Source organism: Polaromonas sp. P1_E11 (assembly GCF_056405995.1).
In genome coordinates, this window is sequence record NZ_JBFUBA010000001.1 from 1,499,357 (window position 1) to 1,514,480 (window position 15,124).

The window sequence follows — 15,124 nt, forward strand, 5'->3', positions numbered from 1 at the left end:
GGTATCCGGCGCTACCATCCGGCCATGACTCCCGCAACGTCTCTCGACCGCTTCGACCTCAAGATCCTCGCGCACCTCGAGCGCGAGGGTCGCTGCTCGAACGTCGAGCTGGCCGACGCCGTCGGCCTGAGCCAGAGCCCGTGCCTGGTGCGGACAAAGCGGCTGCAGGAAATCGGCGTGATTCGCGGTTATGGCGCCCACATCGCGCTGGAGAAGCTGGGCAATTGTGTGGTGGTGTTTTCCGAGGTGACGATCAGCAGCCATCGGCCTCCGGACTTCCGCAAGTTCGAGCAGGCCGTGGATCGCCACGGCGAAATCGTGGAGTGGTACAACCTCAGCGGCGGTTACGACTACCTGCTGAAAATCGTGGCGCCGAACGTCACCCATTTCCAGGCGCTGATGGAGAGCCTGCTGCAGGAAGATATCGGCATCGGGAAGTTCACAAGCCGGATTGTTTTGCGCCAGTCATCGGGCAAGCGGACGCACCCGCTCCATCTCATCGCGGCGCAGCTGGACCGGGCCTGAAGGCCACGATCCTCAACGGTCTTCAGGACAGCTTGTCCTTGAGGCGGTAGTAGGCGCCGACCAGCGGCAGGAACCAGGGAGGGCCGAAGTGGCCCGGGATGGCCGGCCAGGTGAAGTCTTTCCAGGGGTTCAGGTCGGTGCGCCCATCCATGACCTCCGCCATGATGCTTCCCATCAGCGTTGACATCTGGGTACCGTGGCCGCTGTACCCCATGGAATAGTAAATACCGTTGCGCTCGCCGGCGCGTGGCAGCCGGTCACGCGTCATGTCGACCATGCCGCCCCAGCAATAGTCGATGCGCGCATCGCGGAGTTCGGGAAACACCTCGTGCAGTGCAGTGCGCAGGATGGCGCCGCTTTTTTCGTCCGAGGCCGGATCGGACACGGCGAAGCGGGCGCGTCCGCCGAAGAGCAGGCGGTTATCGGGTGTGGTGCGGAAGTAGTTGACCAGGTTCTTGGTATCGACCGCCATCCTGCGTTTTGGCAGCAGCCGGTCCAGCGTCTCTTTCGGTAGGGGTTCGGTGACGATGAGGAAGGCGCCGACCGGCACGATCCTGCGCCGGATCCATCCCAGTGGCCCGGTCTGCGAGGTTCCGCTCGCCAGGAAAACCTGCTTGGCATGGAGTCGGCCCGTTGGCGTTTCGACGATGTGGCCGCCGCCAGGCGCAGGCCGCAGGGCCGTCATCGGCGAGTGCTCGTGGATTTCGGCGCCGCGCCGCGCCGCCGCTTCCGCCAGGCCGCGCACAAAGCGCCCCACATGCATGCCAGCACCCTTGCGGTAGACCAGCCCACCGTAGTAGCGGTCCGAACCGACTTCACCTGCCAGATCCGCGCGGCTCACCATATGCGTATCGGGATCCACCGTGGCGGCCAGCAACTCCTGGCTGCGCATCAGCTTGTCGTAGTGCTCGGGCTTGGCCGCCAGCTTGATCTTGCCGACGCGCGCGAAGCTGCAGTCGATGTTCTCTTCGGCCACCAGGCGCTCGACCAAATCGACCCCGGCATCAAAAGCCCGGTAGAGCCGGTTCGCGACGTCCTTGCCGAGTTTGGCCGACATCATGCCGTAGTCCTGGGCGAAGCCGTTGTTGCACATGCCGCCGTTGCGGCCGGACGCCGCGTTGCCTATCGTGTCCGCTTCCAGCAGCACCACGCGAGCGCCCTTCCTGGCAAGCGCCAGGGAGGCCGAAGCACCGGTGAGGCCGCCACCGATTACCGCCACGTCGCAGCTGCCCTGCACCGGCCCCGGGGTGGCGCCCTTGAAGGGCTCCGATGTGTCCAGCCAATAGGATGTCAGTTTCATATCACCTCCGGGGTCATTGTTGTCTGCTTGAATAAGGACTGGTTCGCGAGCCCGAACATGGCTGACTCAATCATGCCGTGACCCAGACCTTGCGCACGGTTTCAAGCGTGCGCCATGTGCCGATGTAGCCGGGCTTCATGATGAAACAATCGCCGGCCCGGTAGGTCATCGGGGCCTGCCCGTCCTCGGTGATCTCCGCCACGCCGGACAGGATCAGGCAGAACTCCCAGGTGTCGCCTTTGATGGAGCGGTTGACGCCCGGGGTCGATTCGAAGACGCCGGCGCGGACCTTGCCGTCCTTGGCGCTGTCGACGTCCCAGCTGCGGCACACGATGTCGCCTTCGATGACACGATCAGCGGGCGGCCGGTATTCGCGCGGTTCGCCAAGTTGGTCGAGCTTGAAGGTGACAAGGAGATTGTTGGGCATGGAAGTTGGGGCCGCGCTCATGCGTTGCCGTAGATGATCCAGATCTTGCGCGTGGTCTCGATGCATCGCCACTTGCCGACGTAGTCCGGCTTCATAACGAAGTTGTCCCCGGCCTGGATCCGGATGGGTTCCTTGCCGTCTTCGATCAATTCAGACACGCCGGAGAGGATGTGGCAGTACTCCCAGACACCGCCTTTGATCGAGCGGATGGTGCCGGGCGTGATTTCCCACACACCGGTGCGCAGCTTGCCGTCGGCCGTCTGTTCCACGTCCCAGTTTGCGAAGCGTGGATTGCCCTCGAGCAGGCGCTCGGGCAAGGGGCCGCTCTCGCGGCCGGGACCCAGGTTGTCGAGTTTGAAGAAAGTGAGGTTGCTCATGCTTGGCGGGTCCTTTGGCAATTGATGAAGGCTGGTATGTGCCCAATTACAGGCCGACCAGCGCCGGCAGCCCGTTGATGTCGCGGATTTCCACGTGGCTGTAGAACTCGCTGGGCTTGGGCTCGTGGCCGCGGTTGACGAACACCTTGTTCTTGATGCCCATGTCGTGGGCCGACATCAGGTCGTAGCGTGGGCTGGAGGACACGTGCAGGATGTCGTCCGGCGAGCAGCCCAGCTGGTCGAACATGTACTCGAAGGCCTGCAGGCGCGGCTTGTAGGCGCCTGCATCCTGCGCGGTGTACACCTTGTGGAAGGGCGCTTCGAGCTTGCGGACGTTGGCGTCGATCTGCTCGTTCATGGCGTTGGACAGGATCACCAGCGGGATCTTGTTGCCCACGCGGGTGAGCGAAAACGGCACGTCGGTGTGCGGGCCCCAGGTGGGCACCGCGTCGTAGAACTTCTGGCCGTCCTCGTCGCGGTAAGCGACCCCGTGGCGCTTGCAGGTGCGCGCCCATGCCGACTTGAGCACCTGGTCGTAAGGCTTCCAGTCGCCCATGGCCTCATCCAGCCGCAGGGCGCTGAAGTCCTTGATGAACTGCTGCATACGCTCGGGTGGAAGCTGGTCTCCCACAATGCCGTAGGCCACCTCGTGCATGCGAAAGTAGATGAGCGTGCCGTAGCAATCGAAGGAGATGTACTTGGGTCGGAAAATCATGGTTGGCCTCGTGGATGGTGGGATGGAGAAATAATTCAGGCGGTGCGTTGATTCGGATAGGAGCAATCCTAGGCAGCATCCGCCGCAGTTGTTGCGGTTCTGCGCGGCGCGAACGCAGCATTCCTTCGCAGTACCGCGGCCTCCAGGCGCTTTGTGCCGTTCTTCCAGCGGCCGCGGCCGGCGCCAAGATCGTACAAGCCGCCGGCCCTTGCGCCGAGCATCATCTTCCCCAAACCGCCCTTGACGTTTTTGAAGGAAAGCCCCATGCCCGACCACGTTTCCATTCCACAGGCCGCGCTTGCGGCAGTGGGCCGTCCATTGCCCGACGGCGTAACGCTTCGCCGGCTGAAGGAGGACGACCTGGAGGCGGCGCAGGGGCTGTCACGCGAGTTCGGGTGGCCGCATCGTCTGGAAGACTGGCGCTTCAGCCTGGCGCATGGCGAGGGCATGGCGGCGCTGCGCGACGGTGAACTGATAGGTACCGCGCTGCATTGGCCCTGGGGCAAACAGCACGCGACGGTAGGCCACGTGATGGTGTCGCCGCGCATGCAGGGCCAGCGTGTGGGCCAGCATCTCATGCATGCGGTGATGTCGGGCCTGCAAGACCGCACGGTGCTGCTGCACGCCACGGCCGAAGGTCGCGGCCTGTATGAACGCATGGGCTTCGAGATCACAGGCGAGATCCGGCAGCACCAGGGTCCGGCCGCGCCGGCGCAACTGGTGGCCCTTGCGCCCGGCGAGCGGCTGCGCCCGCTGGGCCGCAACGACGCAAAGACACTCGTTGCCCTGGATGCCATTGCCGCCGGCATGCCGCGCGATGCGATGCTGCGCCAGCTGCTGGGCGACGGCGAGACGGTGGTGCTGGCACGCGGCGGTGAAGCCGTGGGTTTTTCCGTCGTGCGGCGCTTCGGGCGCGGCCATGCCATCGGTCCCGTCGTGGCACCCGACCTCACCAGCGCGCAGGCGCTCATCGGCCACTGGTGCAGCCGCTTTGCCGGCAAATTCCTGCGCATCGACGTGGACGCCGCCAGCGGCCTGCCCGAATGGCTCGAAGCGCAGGGCCTGCCCCGCGTGGACACGGTCACGACCATGGTGCGCAACGGCCCGCTGGCACGAGGCCCGGCGGTCGGCGGCTGGGCGCTGGTTACCCAAGCTATGGGTTGATGGCCCACCCCCGTTCAGGCTCACTTCGTGTAGCCTGCTCCCCCCTCAGGGGGCGCACTCTGCGGCCCGGCTAAGCCGGTTCCGCGCGTGCACTGGTATCGAACACCGGCCACTGGCTATAACGTATTGCGGGCCGTTGCGGCTTCTGGAGAACTGAGATGACTTTCCTTTATAAAGGGCCGGCGCAACGCGGGGCCGTGTGGGCTGAGCAGTTCGCGCGCAGGATGCCGCAGCTGCCGTTCCAGACCTGGCCTGAGATCGGGGATCCGGCGCAGGTGCGCTTTCTTGCGGCCTGGGAGCCGCCGCCGCGCATCGCCGAAGCCTTACCCAACCTGGAGGTGCTGTTCTCGGTGGGGGCCGGCGTGGACCAGTTTGATTTCGCGTCGCTGCCACCCGGGCTCACAGTGGTCAGGATGGTGGAGCCGGGACTGACGGCCTGCATGTGTGAATACGTCAGCTGGGCCGTGTTGTCGCTGCATCGGGAGATGCCGATGTACCTGCGGCAGCAAAGCCTGGGCCAATGGAAGGAGCACCCTGTGCGGCCCGCCTCCACACGGCGCGTAGGCGTGATGGGCATGGGCATGCTGGGGCGCGCGGCGCTTGCGCAGCTGCGGCTGCTCGGCTTTGACTGCACGGGCTGGAACCGCTCGCGGCGCGGCGAGCCTGGCGTACGCTGCTACAGCGGCGAGGTGGAGCTGGACGAGTTCCTGGCCCGCACCGACATCCTGGTATGCCTGCTGCCGCTCACGCCCGAAACACGCGGCATTCTCGGCCGGCGCGTGTTCGACGCGCTGCCGGAAGGCGCCTGCGTGGTCAACGCCGCGCGCGGCGGCCACCTGGTGGAGGCGGACCTGCTCGCCGCGCTGGAAAGCGGGCGGCTCTCGGCCGCCGTGCTGGACGTCTGCGAGCCGGAGCCTCCCACACAGGGCCACCCGTTCTGGAACCATCCGCGCATCTGGCTCACGCCCCACATCGCGAGCGCCACCCAGGCCGAGACCGCGGCCGAAGCGCTGCTGGACAACCTGCGGCGATATGAGGCCGGCCTGCCGCTCGAAGGCGTGGTGGACCGCTCGCGCGGGTACTGAGGCTGCCATCCCCGGCCTGGCCGGGGGCAGCGGAATCGCGAAATCACGCGAAATCACCGCAGAATCTTCTACCGTACGCGCACGAACAACAGCATGGTCGTGCGCGCACGAGGGGGCAAGCCGCAGCACCCGCTGCGCACCCACGCCTAAGCTTGTACCCATGATGTCCACCAAAACCCTTTCCCTCGATTCGCTTGTGGCGCTAGACCGCGCTCACCTGATCCACCCTGTGGCCAACTGGCGCGGCCATGAGCAACGCGGCGCCACGGTGCTGCGCTCCGGCAAGGGCGCCTGGCTGCGCGACGCCGATGGCCGCGAACTGCTGGATGCTTTCGCCGGCCTCTGGTGCGTCAATATCGGCTACGGCCACGAAAGCGTCGTGGAAGCCGCCGCGCGCCAGATGCGCGAGTTGCCCTACGCGACGGGTTATTTCAGCTACGCCAGCGAGCCGGCCATCCGCCTGGCCGCCAAACTCGTGGAGATCTCGCCGCCTGGGCTCGAGCACGTCTACTTGACGCTGGGCGGCTCGGAAGCGATTGATGCGGCCGTGCGCCTCATCGTGCAGTACTACAACGCCACGGGCCGGCCGAGCAAAAAGCATTTCATCGCGCTACAGCGCGGCTACCACGGCTCTTCTTCCACCGGCGCCGGCCTGACGGCCCTGCCCGCCTTCCACCGTGGCTTCGACCTGCCGCGCCCCGAACAACACTACATCCCCTCGCCCTACCCCTACCGCAGCCCCGTGGGCGGTGATGCGCAAGCGGTGATCGCGGCCTCGGTGGCCGCGCTGCGCGAGAAGGTCAACGCGCTGGGCGCGGAAAACGTCGCGGCCTTCTTCTGCGAACCCATTCAAGGTTCGGGCGGCGTGATCGTGCCGCCGGCGGGCTGGCTCAAGGCCATGCACCAGGCTTGCCGCGAGCTGGACATCCTGTTCGTGGCCGACGAGGTGATCACCGGCTTCGGCCGCACCGGCCCGATGTTCGCCTGCGACGCCGAGGGTGTGTCGCCGGACCTGATGACGGTCGCCAAGGGGCTGACCTCTGGCTATGCACCCATGGGTGCGTTGCTGATGTCCGAGCACGTGTACGCCGGCATTGCCGACGGCACGCCGGCCGGCGCCCTGGTGGGCCACGGCGCCACCTACTCCGCACACCCGGTGAGCGCAGCCGTGGCGCTGGAAGTCATACGGCTTTACGAAGAGGGCGGCATCCTCGCCAACGGCCAGCGCGTCGCGTCTCATTTCGAAGCGGGATTGCGCGCCATGCTGCGCCATCCGCTGGTGGGCGACGCGCGCTCGCGCGGGCTGCTCGGCGCGCTGGAACTGGTGAGCGACAAATACACCAAAGCCAGCTTCGACCCCGCGCTGCAGCTGCCCGACCGCATCGCCAAAGCGGCCTATGAAAATGGCCTGATCTTCCGCGCTTTCGGCGATGGCATCCTGGGCTTCGCGCCCGCCTTGTGCTTCACGCCCTCGGAGTTCGAGCAGATGTTCGAACGGCTGAACCGCACGCTGGATACCGTGCTCGAGCAGCCCGAAGTGCGGCGTGCCCTGGCTTGACCTGATTGACTTGGGCGTGGAACTTGCTTAAATGGAGTTAACAATGAACACCTCCACCGGCAATCCCAAGCTTGACCGCCTCGACCTGCGAATCCTGTGCCACCTGCAAAAAAACGGGCGGGCCTCCAACGTTGAGATCGCCGACGCCGTCGGCCTGTCGCCCAGCCCCTGCCTGGTCCGCGTCAAGCGGCTGGAGCAAGCCGGCTATATCGGCGGCTACGGCGCGCAGATCCGCCTGGAGAAGCTGGGTGACACGCTGCTGGTGTTCACCGAGGTCACGCTGCAGGACCACAAGCGCGAGGACTTCGTCAAGTTCGAGATGAGCATCCGGCCCATCGACGAGATCGTCGAGTGCCACCTGGTCAGCGGCGGCTACGATTACCTGCTGAAGTTCGTCACACGCGGCGTGAACCACTACCAGGAAATCGTCGAAGGCTTGCTGGAAGCCAATATCGGCATCGAAAAGTACTTCAGCTATATCGTGATCAAGACGCCTTTCGTCAAGAACTACTATCCGATCGAGCAGCTGATGCAGCCGCACGCCTGAGCGGACTCCGAAGCCGGTTCCGGGCCGCAGCTTTTGCTGCAGCCCGACCCGATTCGACATTTGCTGCTGCGCCGGAGTCCGTTTCCGGTGCCATCTCCGGTGGGGCCGGCCTACGCTTGGAGCATGAACCCTCCTTCCCTCATCCCGGCACCTGCCCGCTCGGCCGCAGCGATCCAGCGTGTGCAGCGGCACATCCACGAGAACCTCAATCAGGCGCTGTCGTTGTCGGAGCTGGCCGATCTCGCCGGGCTCAGCATCTGGCGCTTCGCCACTGTGTTTCGCCAGCAGGTGGGGGTTTCGCCGCATCGCTACATCTGCCGGCTCCGCCTGGCACGCGCCCAAACACTGATCCGGCAGGGGATGCCGGTCGCCAGCGCGGCGAGCGAGGCGGGCTTTTATGACCAGAGCCATCTCTCGCGGCATTTCAAGACCGTGTTCGGCATGACACCGGGGCAGTACCTGACGACCGCCGGCCAGGCGCGAACGGCATGCTGAGCCCGACCATAAGGCAGGAAATCGCGGACCTGCTGCCCGAACTGGTGGCACTGCGGCGTGACCTGCACGCGCACCCGGAGCTTGCGTTCAAGGAACACCGTACGGCTGGCATCGTCGCATCGGCCCTGCGCGACCTGGGGCTGGAGGTGCATGAGGGCATAGGCGGCACCGGTGTTGTCGGTGTGCTGCGCGCCGGCAGCGGACAGCGCAGCGTGGGACTGCGTGCCGACATGGACGCGCTGCCCATTCTTGAGCAAGGCGAACGGCCCTACGTCAGCCGCTTCCCCGGCGTCCACCACGGCTGTGGGCACGACGGGCACACCGCCATGCTGCTGGGCGCGGCACGCCAGCTGGCACGCACCCGCCGCTTCGACGGCACCGTCAACTTCATCTTCCAGCCCGCCGAAGAAGGCCGGGGCGGCGCACGCGTGATGGTCCAGGAAGGGCTCTTCGACCGCTTCCCTTGCGATGCGGTCTACGCCCTGCACAACTGGCCGGAGCTGCCCGCCGGCACCGCCCAGACGCGGCCGGGCGCCATCATGGCGGCGGCGGATCGCTTTGACATCGTGGTACGGGGCCGGGGCGGCCACGCGGCCCAGCCGCATCGCACGCCCGACGCGGTGCTTGCCGCGAGCGAGCTGGTCAGCCAGCTGCACACCATCACGTCGCGCCGCATTCCGCCCACCGAGAATGCGGTGCTCTCGGTCACGCGCATCAGCGGCGGCCAGTCGCACAACGTGCTGCCTTCCGCGGTCGAGCTGACGGGCACGGTGCGCAGCTTCGACGCCGGCGTCCAGGACACCATCGAAGCGGCCATCCGGCAGATCGCGCAGGGCGTGGCCCAGGCCACGGGCACCACGATCGAAGCGGAGTACGTGCGCTACTACCCGGCCACCATCAACACGCCGCAAGAGGCATCGCTGGCCCTGCGCGCCGCAGAAGCCGCGGGCCTGCGGGCTTCGGTGGCGCCCTCGGCGGCGTTCACGTCAGAGGATTTCGCATTCATGCTGAAAGCCAGGCCCGGCGCCTACCTGTGGCTGGGCCAGGGCGCCGGCCCGGGGCGCGAAGACACCCCCTCATTGCACCATCCCAGCTACGACTTCAATGACGAGGTATTGCCATTGGGCGTCAGCTGGTTTGTCCAGGTGGCGAGCCTGGCGCTCGCGGGTTGACTCGGGAATAAACGCAAGAGAGCGGGTGCTCTCACCGGATTGAGGGCGCGTTCTCGCGCCGTGGCCCTTTCAGACGTTTCTATCGTTGAGATGTGGTCCGGTAGACGAATGTAAGGATACGGCGGCACCGATCAAGATCGCGTACTGGCCGGGATCAAGAGAATAGTTGTTGTTAAGCACACATTCTTTTGAAAAGGTCCACACGTGAACTCAAACCTGATGCTTGAAGATCTAGATCGAAAGCAATCCATACATGACTATACAAATCTCCGTCAACATGAAACCTCCGGGCCGCTGATCATGACCCGCGGGGTCACGGCATCGGTTTTCCTCTCTAATAGAATACGCCGTGCAGTTGCCAGCGGCCAGGCTATACCGCAGGCGCCGAGTTATACCGCAGACCTTGCGGTATACATTACGTTAGACGCCATCAGGAGCCGTCATGCCAGATCAAACGCTTGAAGGTGGTTGCCAGTGCGGATCAGTCCGCTATCGCATTTCAGGAAACCCAGTCATGGCCGCGCTCTGTCACTGCACCATGTGCCGGCGAGCCAATGCAGCGCCTGCGGTCGCTTGGGCAATGTATGAACTGTCGCAGGTCTTGTTCCTAACCGAACCACCGGCAATCTACGAGTCTTCTCAGGGAGCCAAGCGCGGTTTCTGCCCTCACTGCGGTACGCAGATCTGCTTTACAGCAGAGTACATCCCAGGGCTCATAGACCTCACGATCGGCAGCCTGGACGAGCCAAGCTTGGTTCCTCCCACCTTTCACTACTGGGAGTCCAAGCGTTTGCCTTGGCTGCACGTCGCAGATCAACTGCCTAGCTATCCTGAGTTTCCTCCCACAGAATAGGCGCCATGCAGAATGGCGCCTAACCCATCCATCGAGCTAACATGCCCCGGCAAGCCCGGTTATGCAGCTCATGTCAAACGTTAGATTGCTTATCCATGAAGCTTGACCTTCAACGCATCACTTTCTTCGTCGAAGACCTCGCCGGCACGACAGAGTTCTACCGAAGTGCCCTGGGCCTGGTCGCAAACGACATACGGGAGGGATGGGCTGGTTTCGCGGGCTCTGGCGGAGTGGAAATAGCGTTCCATAGCGGCAAGGGAAGGCGTCCGCGCTTGGAGTTCACGACAGCAAACGACTTGGGAGAAACGCGTGAGTACTTGAACGAGCGAGGAGCGCGCTTGGGCCCCATAAAGGACGTGCGTGGCCGCCAGGTTTGTCTCGGCAAGGATCGCGATGGAAATTCAATTCAGGTTGCGAGAGCATGAGCACGCAATCTAACTGGTCCGTCAACACGGAATCACAACAGCGAAAGGCGGCATGAGCTCAGTCCCAGCAACGTGCTCCCGAATAGTAGTCATCGGCTCCAGTTGCGCAGGCAAGTCAACGTTTGCGCAGCAGCTTGCCGATGCGAGGGGGTGTGCCCGCATCGAATTGGATGAGTTGTTCTGGGGCGAGAACTGGACGCCCAAACCCAAGGACGCGTTTCTTGATTTGGTGAAGTCCGCATCAATCGGCGATGCGTGGGTCGCTACCGGCAACTACAGTCCCGCTCGGGATCTGCTTTGGTCAAGAGCGACAACGGTCGTCTGGCTCAATTACAGTTTGCCGCTGGTACTCTGGCGAGGCATCAAGCGAACCGTCAGGCGTACCCTGTTTGGCGAAGTGCTCTTTCACGGCAATCGGGAGTCCTTTCGGAGGTCCTTCCTCTCCAAGGAGTCCATCCTGTGGTGGATCGTCAGTACCTATCGCCGGCGGCAGCGTGAGTTCGAATCAATTCGGGTCTCGGGCCAGTTCGATCACTTGCAGTGGTTAGAGGCACGTCACCCTGCCGCTACGGCTCAAATCCTGCAGTCGTTGCAAAATGCCGCCTAACCATTCCATCGAACGGACGGTTTTCAACGGGCCGCGCCCGCTTCCAACCGCCGCGTTGAGCGTATTTACTCATCTAGCCAAACCACAGAGTGTTCCGTGGTGATAAAACACATACTCTTCGACGCGGACGGTGTTCTCCAGTACGCCACGAGACACTGGCAACCTGCCCTTCAGTCAGTTCTCAACCTCGAAGACGAAACGCAGGCTAAGGCTGTCGTGCAAGACGTATTTGCCGCCGAAACCGAAGTCCTAGAAATAGACGGTGGTTTCACAGAGCGGCTTGAAGCAGTGCTGGCAAAGTGGGGGCGATCGGGCTTCCTCTCTGAAACGCTGGCAGTCCTTCATTCGATCAAAGTCCACCACGATGTCATGCAAACCGTCCAAGCTATTCGCCGCTCGGGCATTCGATGCCACATCGCAAGCAATCAGGAAACCCTTCGTGCAAAGCAAATGTCTGAAGGCCTGAACTACAGGTCTTTATTCGACACCGAGTTCTATTCTTGCTTCGTAGGTGCAGCCAAACCCAAGGCCAGGTTCTTTGAGAAGGTCATTGCGCAACTTGGTTGTGAAGCAAGCACCGTTCTATTCTTGGACGATAGAGCCGAAAACGTAGAGGGTGCGAAGCAGGCTGGGATAAACGCTGCAGTTTTCTTTGGCGAAAATGGGGCACTTTCGCTTCGGAGTGAACTGGCTGGCTTTGGTGTGTTCATAGAGCGCTGAGTAAAATGCACGAGACGTCCAGCCCATCCATCGAGAAGACGTCACTCAGTAAGCCGGGCGCCAAACGTTAGGCCTTATGTCGACCTCTATGCATCAAAAAGCACGCGCTTTCGCAGTTGCCGCACACGGTGAGCAGAAATACGGTGACCATCCGTATTCGTTTCATCTTGATGCCGTCGCAGCTATCGCCGCACCCTACGGCATCGAAGCCGTTACGGTGGCGTATCTGCACGACACGGTCGAAGACACGGACGCAACCGTTGCTGAAATTAACAGCCGGTTCGGGTCAAAGGTCGCAGCCTGCGTTAGCCTCCTGACCGATGAGTCAGGTGCTAATCGGAAAGAGCGAAAGGCCAAGACATACGCGAAGTTGGCGGTCGTCAGTGGGCCCACCGAACTCGCTCTATTGGTAAAGGCTGCGGATCGCCTGGCGAATGTTCGGGCTTGCGTTCAGGACCACAAGCAAGCGCTTTGGGAGCTTTACCGGAGTGAGCACGCCACATTCAAGGGCGCGGCCTACCGACCTGGGCTGTGTGACCCCTTGTGGACCGAGTTGGATTCTTTGCTGGCTGACGGTGCTTTCGATGCTCCGGTCTAGCAAGTCAGCCAGCTTTCGTCGTGCTCGGCGGGGAAGTTGAACGATGAGTTGCCTTCCTGTTGAATTCCGTCGAAATCTGACCCACTTAGCGCAGTAATTTCCATCCAAAACTGACCCACGTAGGCACTACCCTGCTTGTTTTAAAAGCAGAGGGAAATTAGGAGTGATAGACGTGGCGACATTGAATGTCATCAGACGTTGAGCATTGCGGGGTCAGACGTCCATCCGCGAGATCTCAAGGCGTACAGGCCTGGCTCGCAACACAATAAAGAAGCACCTGCGATCGGAAGAGAGCGAGCCCAGCTACTAAAGGCGGGCAACTCCAAGCAAGCTCGACCCCTACGCCGAGAAGCTGGCCACCTGGTTGGATATCGAGGCAACAAAATCGCGGAAACAGCGGCGCACTTTGAGACAGATCCACACAAAGGAGAAGATCAAGAACTTATCCACACTGTGAGCACCTTCTGCTCACAAAGAGTGTGGGTCAATATTCGATGGAAAACTCGGGTCAGACTTCAGCGCAATTCAACATGTTTACGACTTTAATAACCTGTTTACGACTTTAATTGCGCAGAATAAGAGATCACACGCACCGTGACTGTCATTCGACAGTCACGCTCTTTGCAAGATTGCGAGGCTTGTCCACATCCGTCCCTCGCGCCACAGCCGTGTGATACGCCAGCAGCTGCAGCGGCACCACGTGCAGCAGTGGGCTCAACGCGCCGTAGTGTTCGGGCATGCGGATGACGTGCAGGCCTTCGCCGCTTTCGATGTGGCTGTCTGCGTCTGCCAGTACATAAAGAACGCCGCCGCGGGCGCGGACTTCCTGCATGTTGCTTTTGAGCTTTTCGAGCAGTGCGTCGTTGGGCGCGACGCAGACGACGGGCATCTCGCTGGTGACCAACGCCAGGGGGCCGTGTTTGAGTTCGCCTGCGGGGTAGGCTTCTGCGTGGATGTAGCTGATTTCCTTGAGCTTGAGGGCGCCTTCAAGTGCGATGGGGTAATGCAGACCGCGGCCCAGGAAGAGTGCGTTCTCCATCTTGGCGAAATCTTCGGCCCAGCTGATGACTTGCGGCTCCAGCGCCAGCACGGCTTGCAGGGCGGCGGGCAGGTGGCGCATGGCTTTGAGGTGGCCGGCTTCTTCTTCGTCGCTGAGCTTGCCTTTGCTTTGGGCCAGGGCCAGCGTGAGCAGGAAGAGGCCTGCGAGCTGGGTGGTGAAGGCCTTGGTGGAGGCGACGCCGATTTCCACACCGGCGCGTGTGATGTAGGCGAGCTTGCATTCACGCACCATCGCTGAGGTTGACACATTGCAGATGGTCAGGGTCTGCGTCATGCCCAGGCTTTGCGCGTGGCGCAGTGCGGCCAGGGTATCGGCGGTCTCACCGCTTTGCGTGATGGTGACGACGAGTGATTTCGGGTTGGGTACCGATGTGCGGTAGCGGTATTCACTGGCCACTTCGACTTGCGTAGGGATGCCGGCAATCGACTCGAGCCAGTACTTGGCCGCGCAGCCGCTGTAATAGCTGGTGCCGCACGCCAGGATGAGTACCGAGTCAACATCCTTGAACACGCGGTAAGCCTCGTCGCCGAACAGCTCAGGCACGATGCCTTCCACACCTTCGAGCGTGTCGGCAATGGCGCGCGGCTGCTCAAAAATTTCTTTTTGCATGTAGTGGCGATACGGGCCCAGCTCTGCGGCGCCGCTGTGGGCGTGCACGGTTTTGACTTCGCGCTGGGCGGCCTTGCCTTCTTTGTCGAGCACCCAGTATTTGCCGAGCTGGATGTCGACCATATCGCCTTCTTCGAGATAGACGATTTGGTCCGTCACGCCGGCCAGGGCCATGGCGTCGCTGGCGAGGAAGTTCTCGGTCTTGTCTTTGCCCACGCCCAGGATCAGCGGCGAGCCGGCGCGTGCGCCGACGACGCGGTGCGGCTCGTCCTTGCAGAAGGCCGCAATCGCATACGCGCCGTGCAGTTGCGCGACGGTGGCCTTGAGGGCTTCGAACAAATCGCCGTCGTACAGGCTATCCATCAAATGCACGATGACTTCGGTGTCGGTCTGGCTGTCGAAGACATAGCCCTTGGCCTTGAGGCCGGCGCGCAACTCTTCGTAGTTTTCGATGATGCCGTTGTGCACCAGTGCGACCTTGCCTGCGCGCGCCGTGGCGCCCGCGCCGCTGCCATGGCTGAAATGCGGATGTGCGTTGTGAACGACTGGCGCGCCATGTGTGGCCCAGCGGGTGTGGGCAATGCCGGTGACGCCTTCGAGTTTGTCGGCGCTCACCTGCTCCTGCAATTCGGCCACACGCGACGTGCTGCGAGCGCGCTTCAGGCCGCCGGCGTACACGGCGACGCCGCAGGAGTCATAACCGCGGTATTCGAGGCGCTGCAAACCCTGCACCAGGATGGGAACGATATTTCGGGTCGAAACGGAAGCAACAATGCCGCACATGAAGGTCTCCTGAAGGTCAATGCGGTGATGCTACGTACTTACAGATTTCCAATGTGATCTATTTTTACTGTAAAATGGAATTTAATTTCATTAACTACAAAGTA

Annotated in this window: 18 protein-coding genes and 1 pseudogene; 13 read left to right on the plus strand and 6 right to left on the minus strand. The window is 62.6% G+C overall.

Annotation, left to right across the window (positions count from 1 at the left end; genetic code table 11):
- Positions 1-24 precede the first annotated feature (24 nt).
- On the plus strand, positions 25-525 hold the full coding sequence (locus AC1D11_RS07275) for an Lrp/AsnC family transcriptional regulator (protein ID WP_477647631.1): 501 nt from the start codon (positions 25-27) through the stop codon (positions 523-525).
- Between the two features lie 22 nt (positions 526-547).
- On the opposite strand, the gene AC1D11_RS07280 is transcribed toward AC1D11_RS07275, so the two are convergent.
- From AC1D11_RS07280 to AC1D11_RS07300, 5 genes are all read right to left on the minus strand, one after another.
- A complete protein-coding gene (locus AC1D11_RS07280) occupies positions 548-1,825 on the minus strand; it encodes an NAD(P)/FAD-dependent oxidoreductase (RefSeq protein ID WP_477647632.1) in 1,278 nt (425 codons plus the stop codon).
- A gap of 70 nt (positions 1,826-1,895) precedes the next feature.
- Positions 1,896-2,252 (minus strand): cupin domain-containing protein, encoded by a 357-nt coding sequence (locus AC1D11_RS07285; RefSeq protein ID WP_477647633.1) that lies wholly within the window; start codon positions 2,250-2,252, stop codon positions 1,896-1,898.
- A 17-nt stretch (positions 2,253-2,269) separates the two neighbouring features.
- Positions 2,270-2,629, minus strand: a complete 360-nt coding sequence (locus tag AC1D11_RS07290) for a cupin domain-containing protein (RefSeq protein WP_477647634.1) — start codon at positions 2,627-2,629, stop codon at positions 2,270-2,272.
- 46 nt (positions 2,630-2,675) lie between these two features.
- Complete coding sequence (locus AC1D11_RS07295) at positions 2,676-3,344, minus strand: haloacid dehalogenase type II (protein ID WP_431095011.1); 669 nt, start codon at positions 3,342-3,344, stop codon at positions 2,676-2,678.
- Positions 3,345-3,412: 68 nt separating this feature from the next.
- Positions 3,413-3,610, minus strand: coding sequence for a hypothetical protein (locus tag AC1D11_RS07300; RefSeq protein ID WP_457282498.1), 198 nt, complete (start codon positions 3,608-3,610; stop codon positions 3,413-3,415).
- Between AC1D11_RS07300 and AC1D11_RS07305 the strand changes: the two genes are divergently transcribed.
- The 12 genes and pseudogenes from AC1D11_RS07305 to AC1D11_RS07360 form a co-directional block, all read left to right on the plus strand.
- Positions 3,609-4,508, plus strand: coding sequence for a GNAT family N-acetyltransferase (locus tag AC1D11_RS07305; protein WP_477647635.1), 900 nt, complete (start codon positions 3,609-3,611; stop codon positions 4,506-4,508). The two genes, AC1D11_RS07300 and AC1D11_RS07305, sit on opposite strands and share 2 nt — an antisense overlap.
- Before the next feature lie 158 nt (positions 4,509-4,666).
- Positions 4,667-5,593 carry a 2-hydroxyacid dehydrogenase gene (locus AC1D11_RS07310; RefSeq protein WP_477647636.1) on the plus strand — a complete coding sequence of 309 codons (927 nt, stop codon included), beginning with the start codon at positions 4,667-4,669 and terminating at the stop codon, positions 5,591-5,593.
- A gap of 160 nt (positions 5,594-5,753) precedes the next feature.
- Complete coding sequence (locus AC1D11_RS07315; protein WP_477647637.1) at positions 5,754-7,151, plus strand: aminotransferase class III-fold pyridoxal phosphate-dependent enzyme; 1,398 nt, start codon at positions 5,754-5,756, stop codon at positions 7,149-7,151.
- A gap of 43 nt (positions 7,152-7,194) precedes the next feature.
- Complete coding sequence (locus AC1D11_RS07320; protein ID WP_477647638.1) at positions 7,195-7,698, plus strand: Lrp/AsnC family transcriptional regulator; 504 nt, start codon at positions 7,195-7,197, stop codon at positions 7,696-7,698.
- A 123-nt stretch (positions 7,699-7,821) separates the two neighbouring features.
- Positions 7,822-8,193 carry a helix-turn-helix domain-containing protein gene (locus tag AC1D11_RS07325; RefSeq protein WP_477647639.1) on the plus strand — a complete coding sequence of 124 codons (372 nt, stop codon included), beginning with the start codon at positions 7,822-7,824 and terminating at the stop codon, positions 8,191-8,193.
- Positions 8,187-9,365 (plus strand): M20 aminoacylase family protein, encoded by a 1,179-nt coding sequence (locus tag AC1D11_RS07330; protein ID WP_477647640.1) that lies wholly within the window; start codon positions 8,187-8,189, stop codon positions 9,363-9,365. Before AC1D11_RS07325 ends, AC1D11_RS07330 begins: the two co-directional genes overlap by 7 nt.
- Positions 9,366-9,807: 442 nt before the next feature.
- Positions 9,808-10,218 (plus strand): GFA family protein, encoded by a 411-nt coding sequence (locus AC1D11_RS07335; RefSeq protein ID WP_477647641.1) that lies wholly within the window; start codon positions 9,808-9,810, stop codon positions 10,216-10,218.
- Between the two features lie 95 nt (positions 10,219-10,313).
- Positions 10,314-10,643, plus strand: coding sequence for a VOC family protein (locus AC1D11_RS07340; RefSeq protein WP_477647642.1), 330 nt, complete (start codon positions 10,314-10,316; stop codon positions 10,641-10,643).
- A 52-nt stretch (positions 10,644-10,695) separates the two neighbouring features.
- Complete coding sequence (locus AC1D11_RS07345; RefSeq protein ID WP_477647643.1) at positions 10,696-11,250, plus strand: P-loop NTPase family protein; 555 nt, start codon at positions 10,696-10,698, stop codon at positions 11,248-11,250.
- A gap of 96 nt (positions 11,251-11,346) precedes the next feature.
- Positions 11,347-11,970 carry an HAD family hydrolase gene (locus AC1D11_RS07350; protein ID WP_477650986.1) on the plus strand — a complete coding sequence of 208 codons (624 nt, stop codon included), beginning with the start codon at positions 11,347-11,349 and terminating at the stop codon, positions 11,968-11,970.
- Positions 11,971-12,058: 88 nt separating this feature from the next.
- Positions 12,059-12,568: an HD domain-containing protein gene (locus AC1D11_RS07355; RefSeq protein WP_477647645.1), complete on the plus strand. Its 510-nt coding sequence runs from the start codon at positions 12,059-12,061 to the stop codon at positions 12,566-12,568.
- A gap of 205 nt (positions 12,569-12,773) precedes the next feature.
- A pseudogene (locus AC1D11_RS07360) lies at positions 12,774-12,989 on the plus strand (IS21 family transposase); the annotation flags it as partial.
- 180 nt (positions 12,990-13,169) lie between these two features.
- Here AC1D11_RS07360 and glmS read toward each other — a convergent pair.
- A complete protein-coding gene (gene glmS, locus AC1D11_RS07365) occupies positions 13,170-15,020 on the minus strand; it encodes a glutamine--fructose-6-phosphate transaminase (isomerizing) (RefSeq protein WP_477647646.1) in 1,851 nt (616 codons plus the stop codon).
- Positions 15,021-15,124 lie beyond the last annotated feature (104 nt).

Bases quoted from the DNA above. Each gene is read 5' to 3' on its own strand.
- AC1D11_RS07305 (WP_477647635.1), top strand. From the start codon at position 3,609: ATGCCCGACCACGTTTCCATTCCACAGGCCGCGCTTGCGGCAGTGGGC.
- AC1D11_RS07300 (WP_457282498.1), bottom strand. From the start codon at position 3,610: ATGGGGCTTTCCTTCAAAAACGTCAAGGGCGGTTTGGGGAAGATGATG.
- AC1D11_RS07355 (WP_477647645.1), top strand. From the start codon at position 12,059: ATGCATCAAAAAGCACGCGCTTTCGCAGTTGCCGCACACGGTGAGCAG.
- AC1D11_RS07290 (WP_477647634.1), bottom strand. From the start codon at position 2,629: ATGAGCAACCTCACTTTCTTCAAACTCGACAACCTGGGTCCCGGCCGC.
- glmS (WP_477647646.1), bottom strand. From the start codon at position 15,020: ATGTGCGGCATTGTTGCTTCCGTTTCGACCCGAAATATCGTTCCCATC.
- AC1D11_RS07285 (WP_477647633.1), bottom strand. From the start codon at position 2,252: ATGCCCAACAATCTCCTTGTCACCTTCAAGCTCGACCAACTTGGCGAA.
- AC1D11_RS07295 (WP_431095011.1), bottom strand. From the start codon at position 3,344: ATGATTTTCCGACCCAAGTACATCTCCTTCGATTGCTACGGCACGCTC.
- AC1D11_RS07340 (WP_477647642.1), top strand. From the start codon at position 10,314: ATGAAGCTTGACCTTCAACGCATCACTTTCTTCGTCGAAGACCTCGCC.
- AC1D11_RS07335 (WP_477647641.1), top strand. From the start codon at position 9,808: ATGCCAGATCAAACGCTTGAAGGTGGTTGCCAGTGCGGATCAGTCCGC.
- AC1D11_RS07280 (WP_477647632.1), bottom strand. From the start codon at position 1,825: ATGAAACTGACATCCTATTGGCTGGACACATCGGAGCCCTTCAAGGGC.
- AC1D11_RS07345 (WP_477647643.1), top strand. From the start codon at position 10,696: ATGAGCTCAGTCCCAGCAACGTGCTCCCGAATAGTAGTCATCGGCTCC.
- AC1D11_RS07315 (WP_477647637.1), top strand. From the start codon at position 5,754: ATGATGTCCACCAAAACCCTTTCCCTCGATTCGCTTGTGGCGCTAGAC.
- AC1D11_RS07330 (WP_477647640.1), top strand. From the start codon at position 8,187: ATGCTGAGCCCGACCATAAGGCAGGAAATCGCGGACCTGCTGCCCGAA.
- AC1D11_RS07320 (WP_477647638.1), top strand. From the start codon at position 7,195: ATGAACACCTCCACCGGCAATCCCAAGCTTGACCGCCTCGACCTGCGA.
- AC1D11_RS07325 (WP_477647639.1), top strand. From the start codon at position 7,822: ATGAACCCTCCTTCCCTCATCCCGGCACCTGCCCGCTCGGCCGCAGCG.
- AC1D11_RS07310 (WP_477647636.1), top strand. From the start codon at position 4,667: ATGACTTTCCTTTATAAAGGGCCGGCGCAACGCGGGGCCGTGTGGGCT.
- AC1D11_RS07275 (WP_477647631.1), top strand. From the start codon at position 25: ATGACTCCCGCAACGTCTCTCGACCGCTTCGACCTCAAGATCCTCGCG.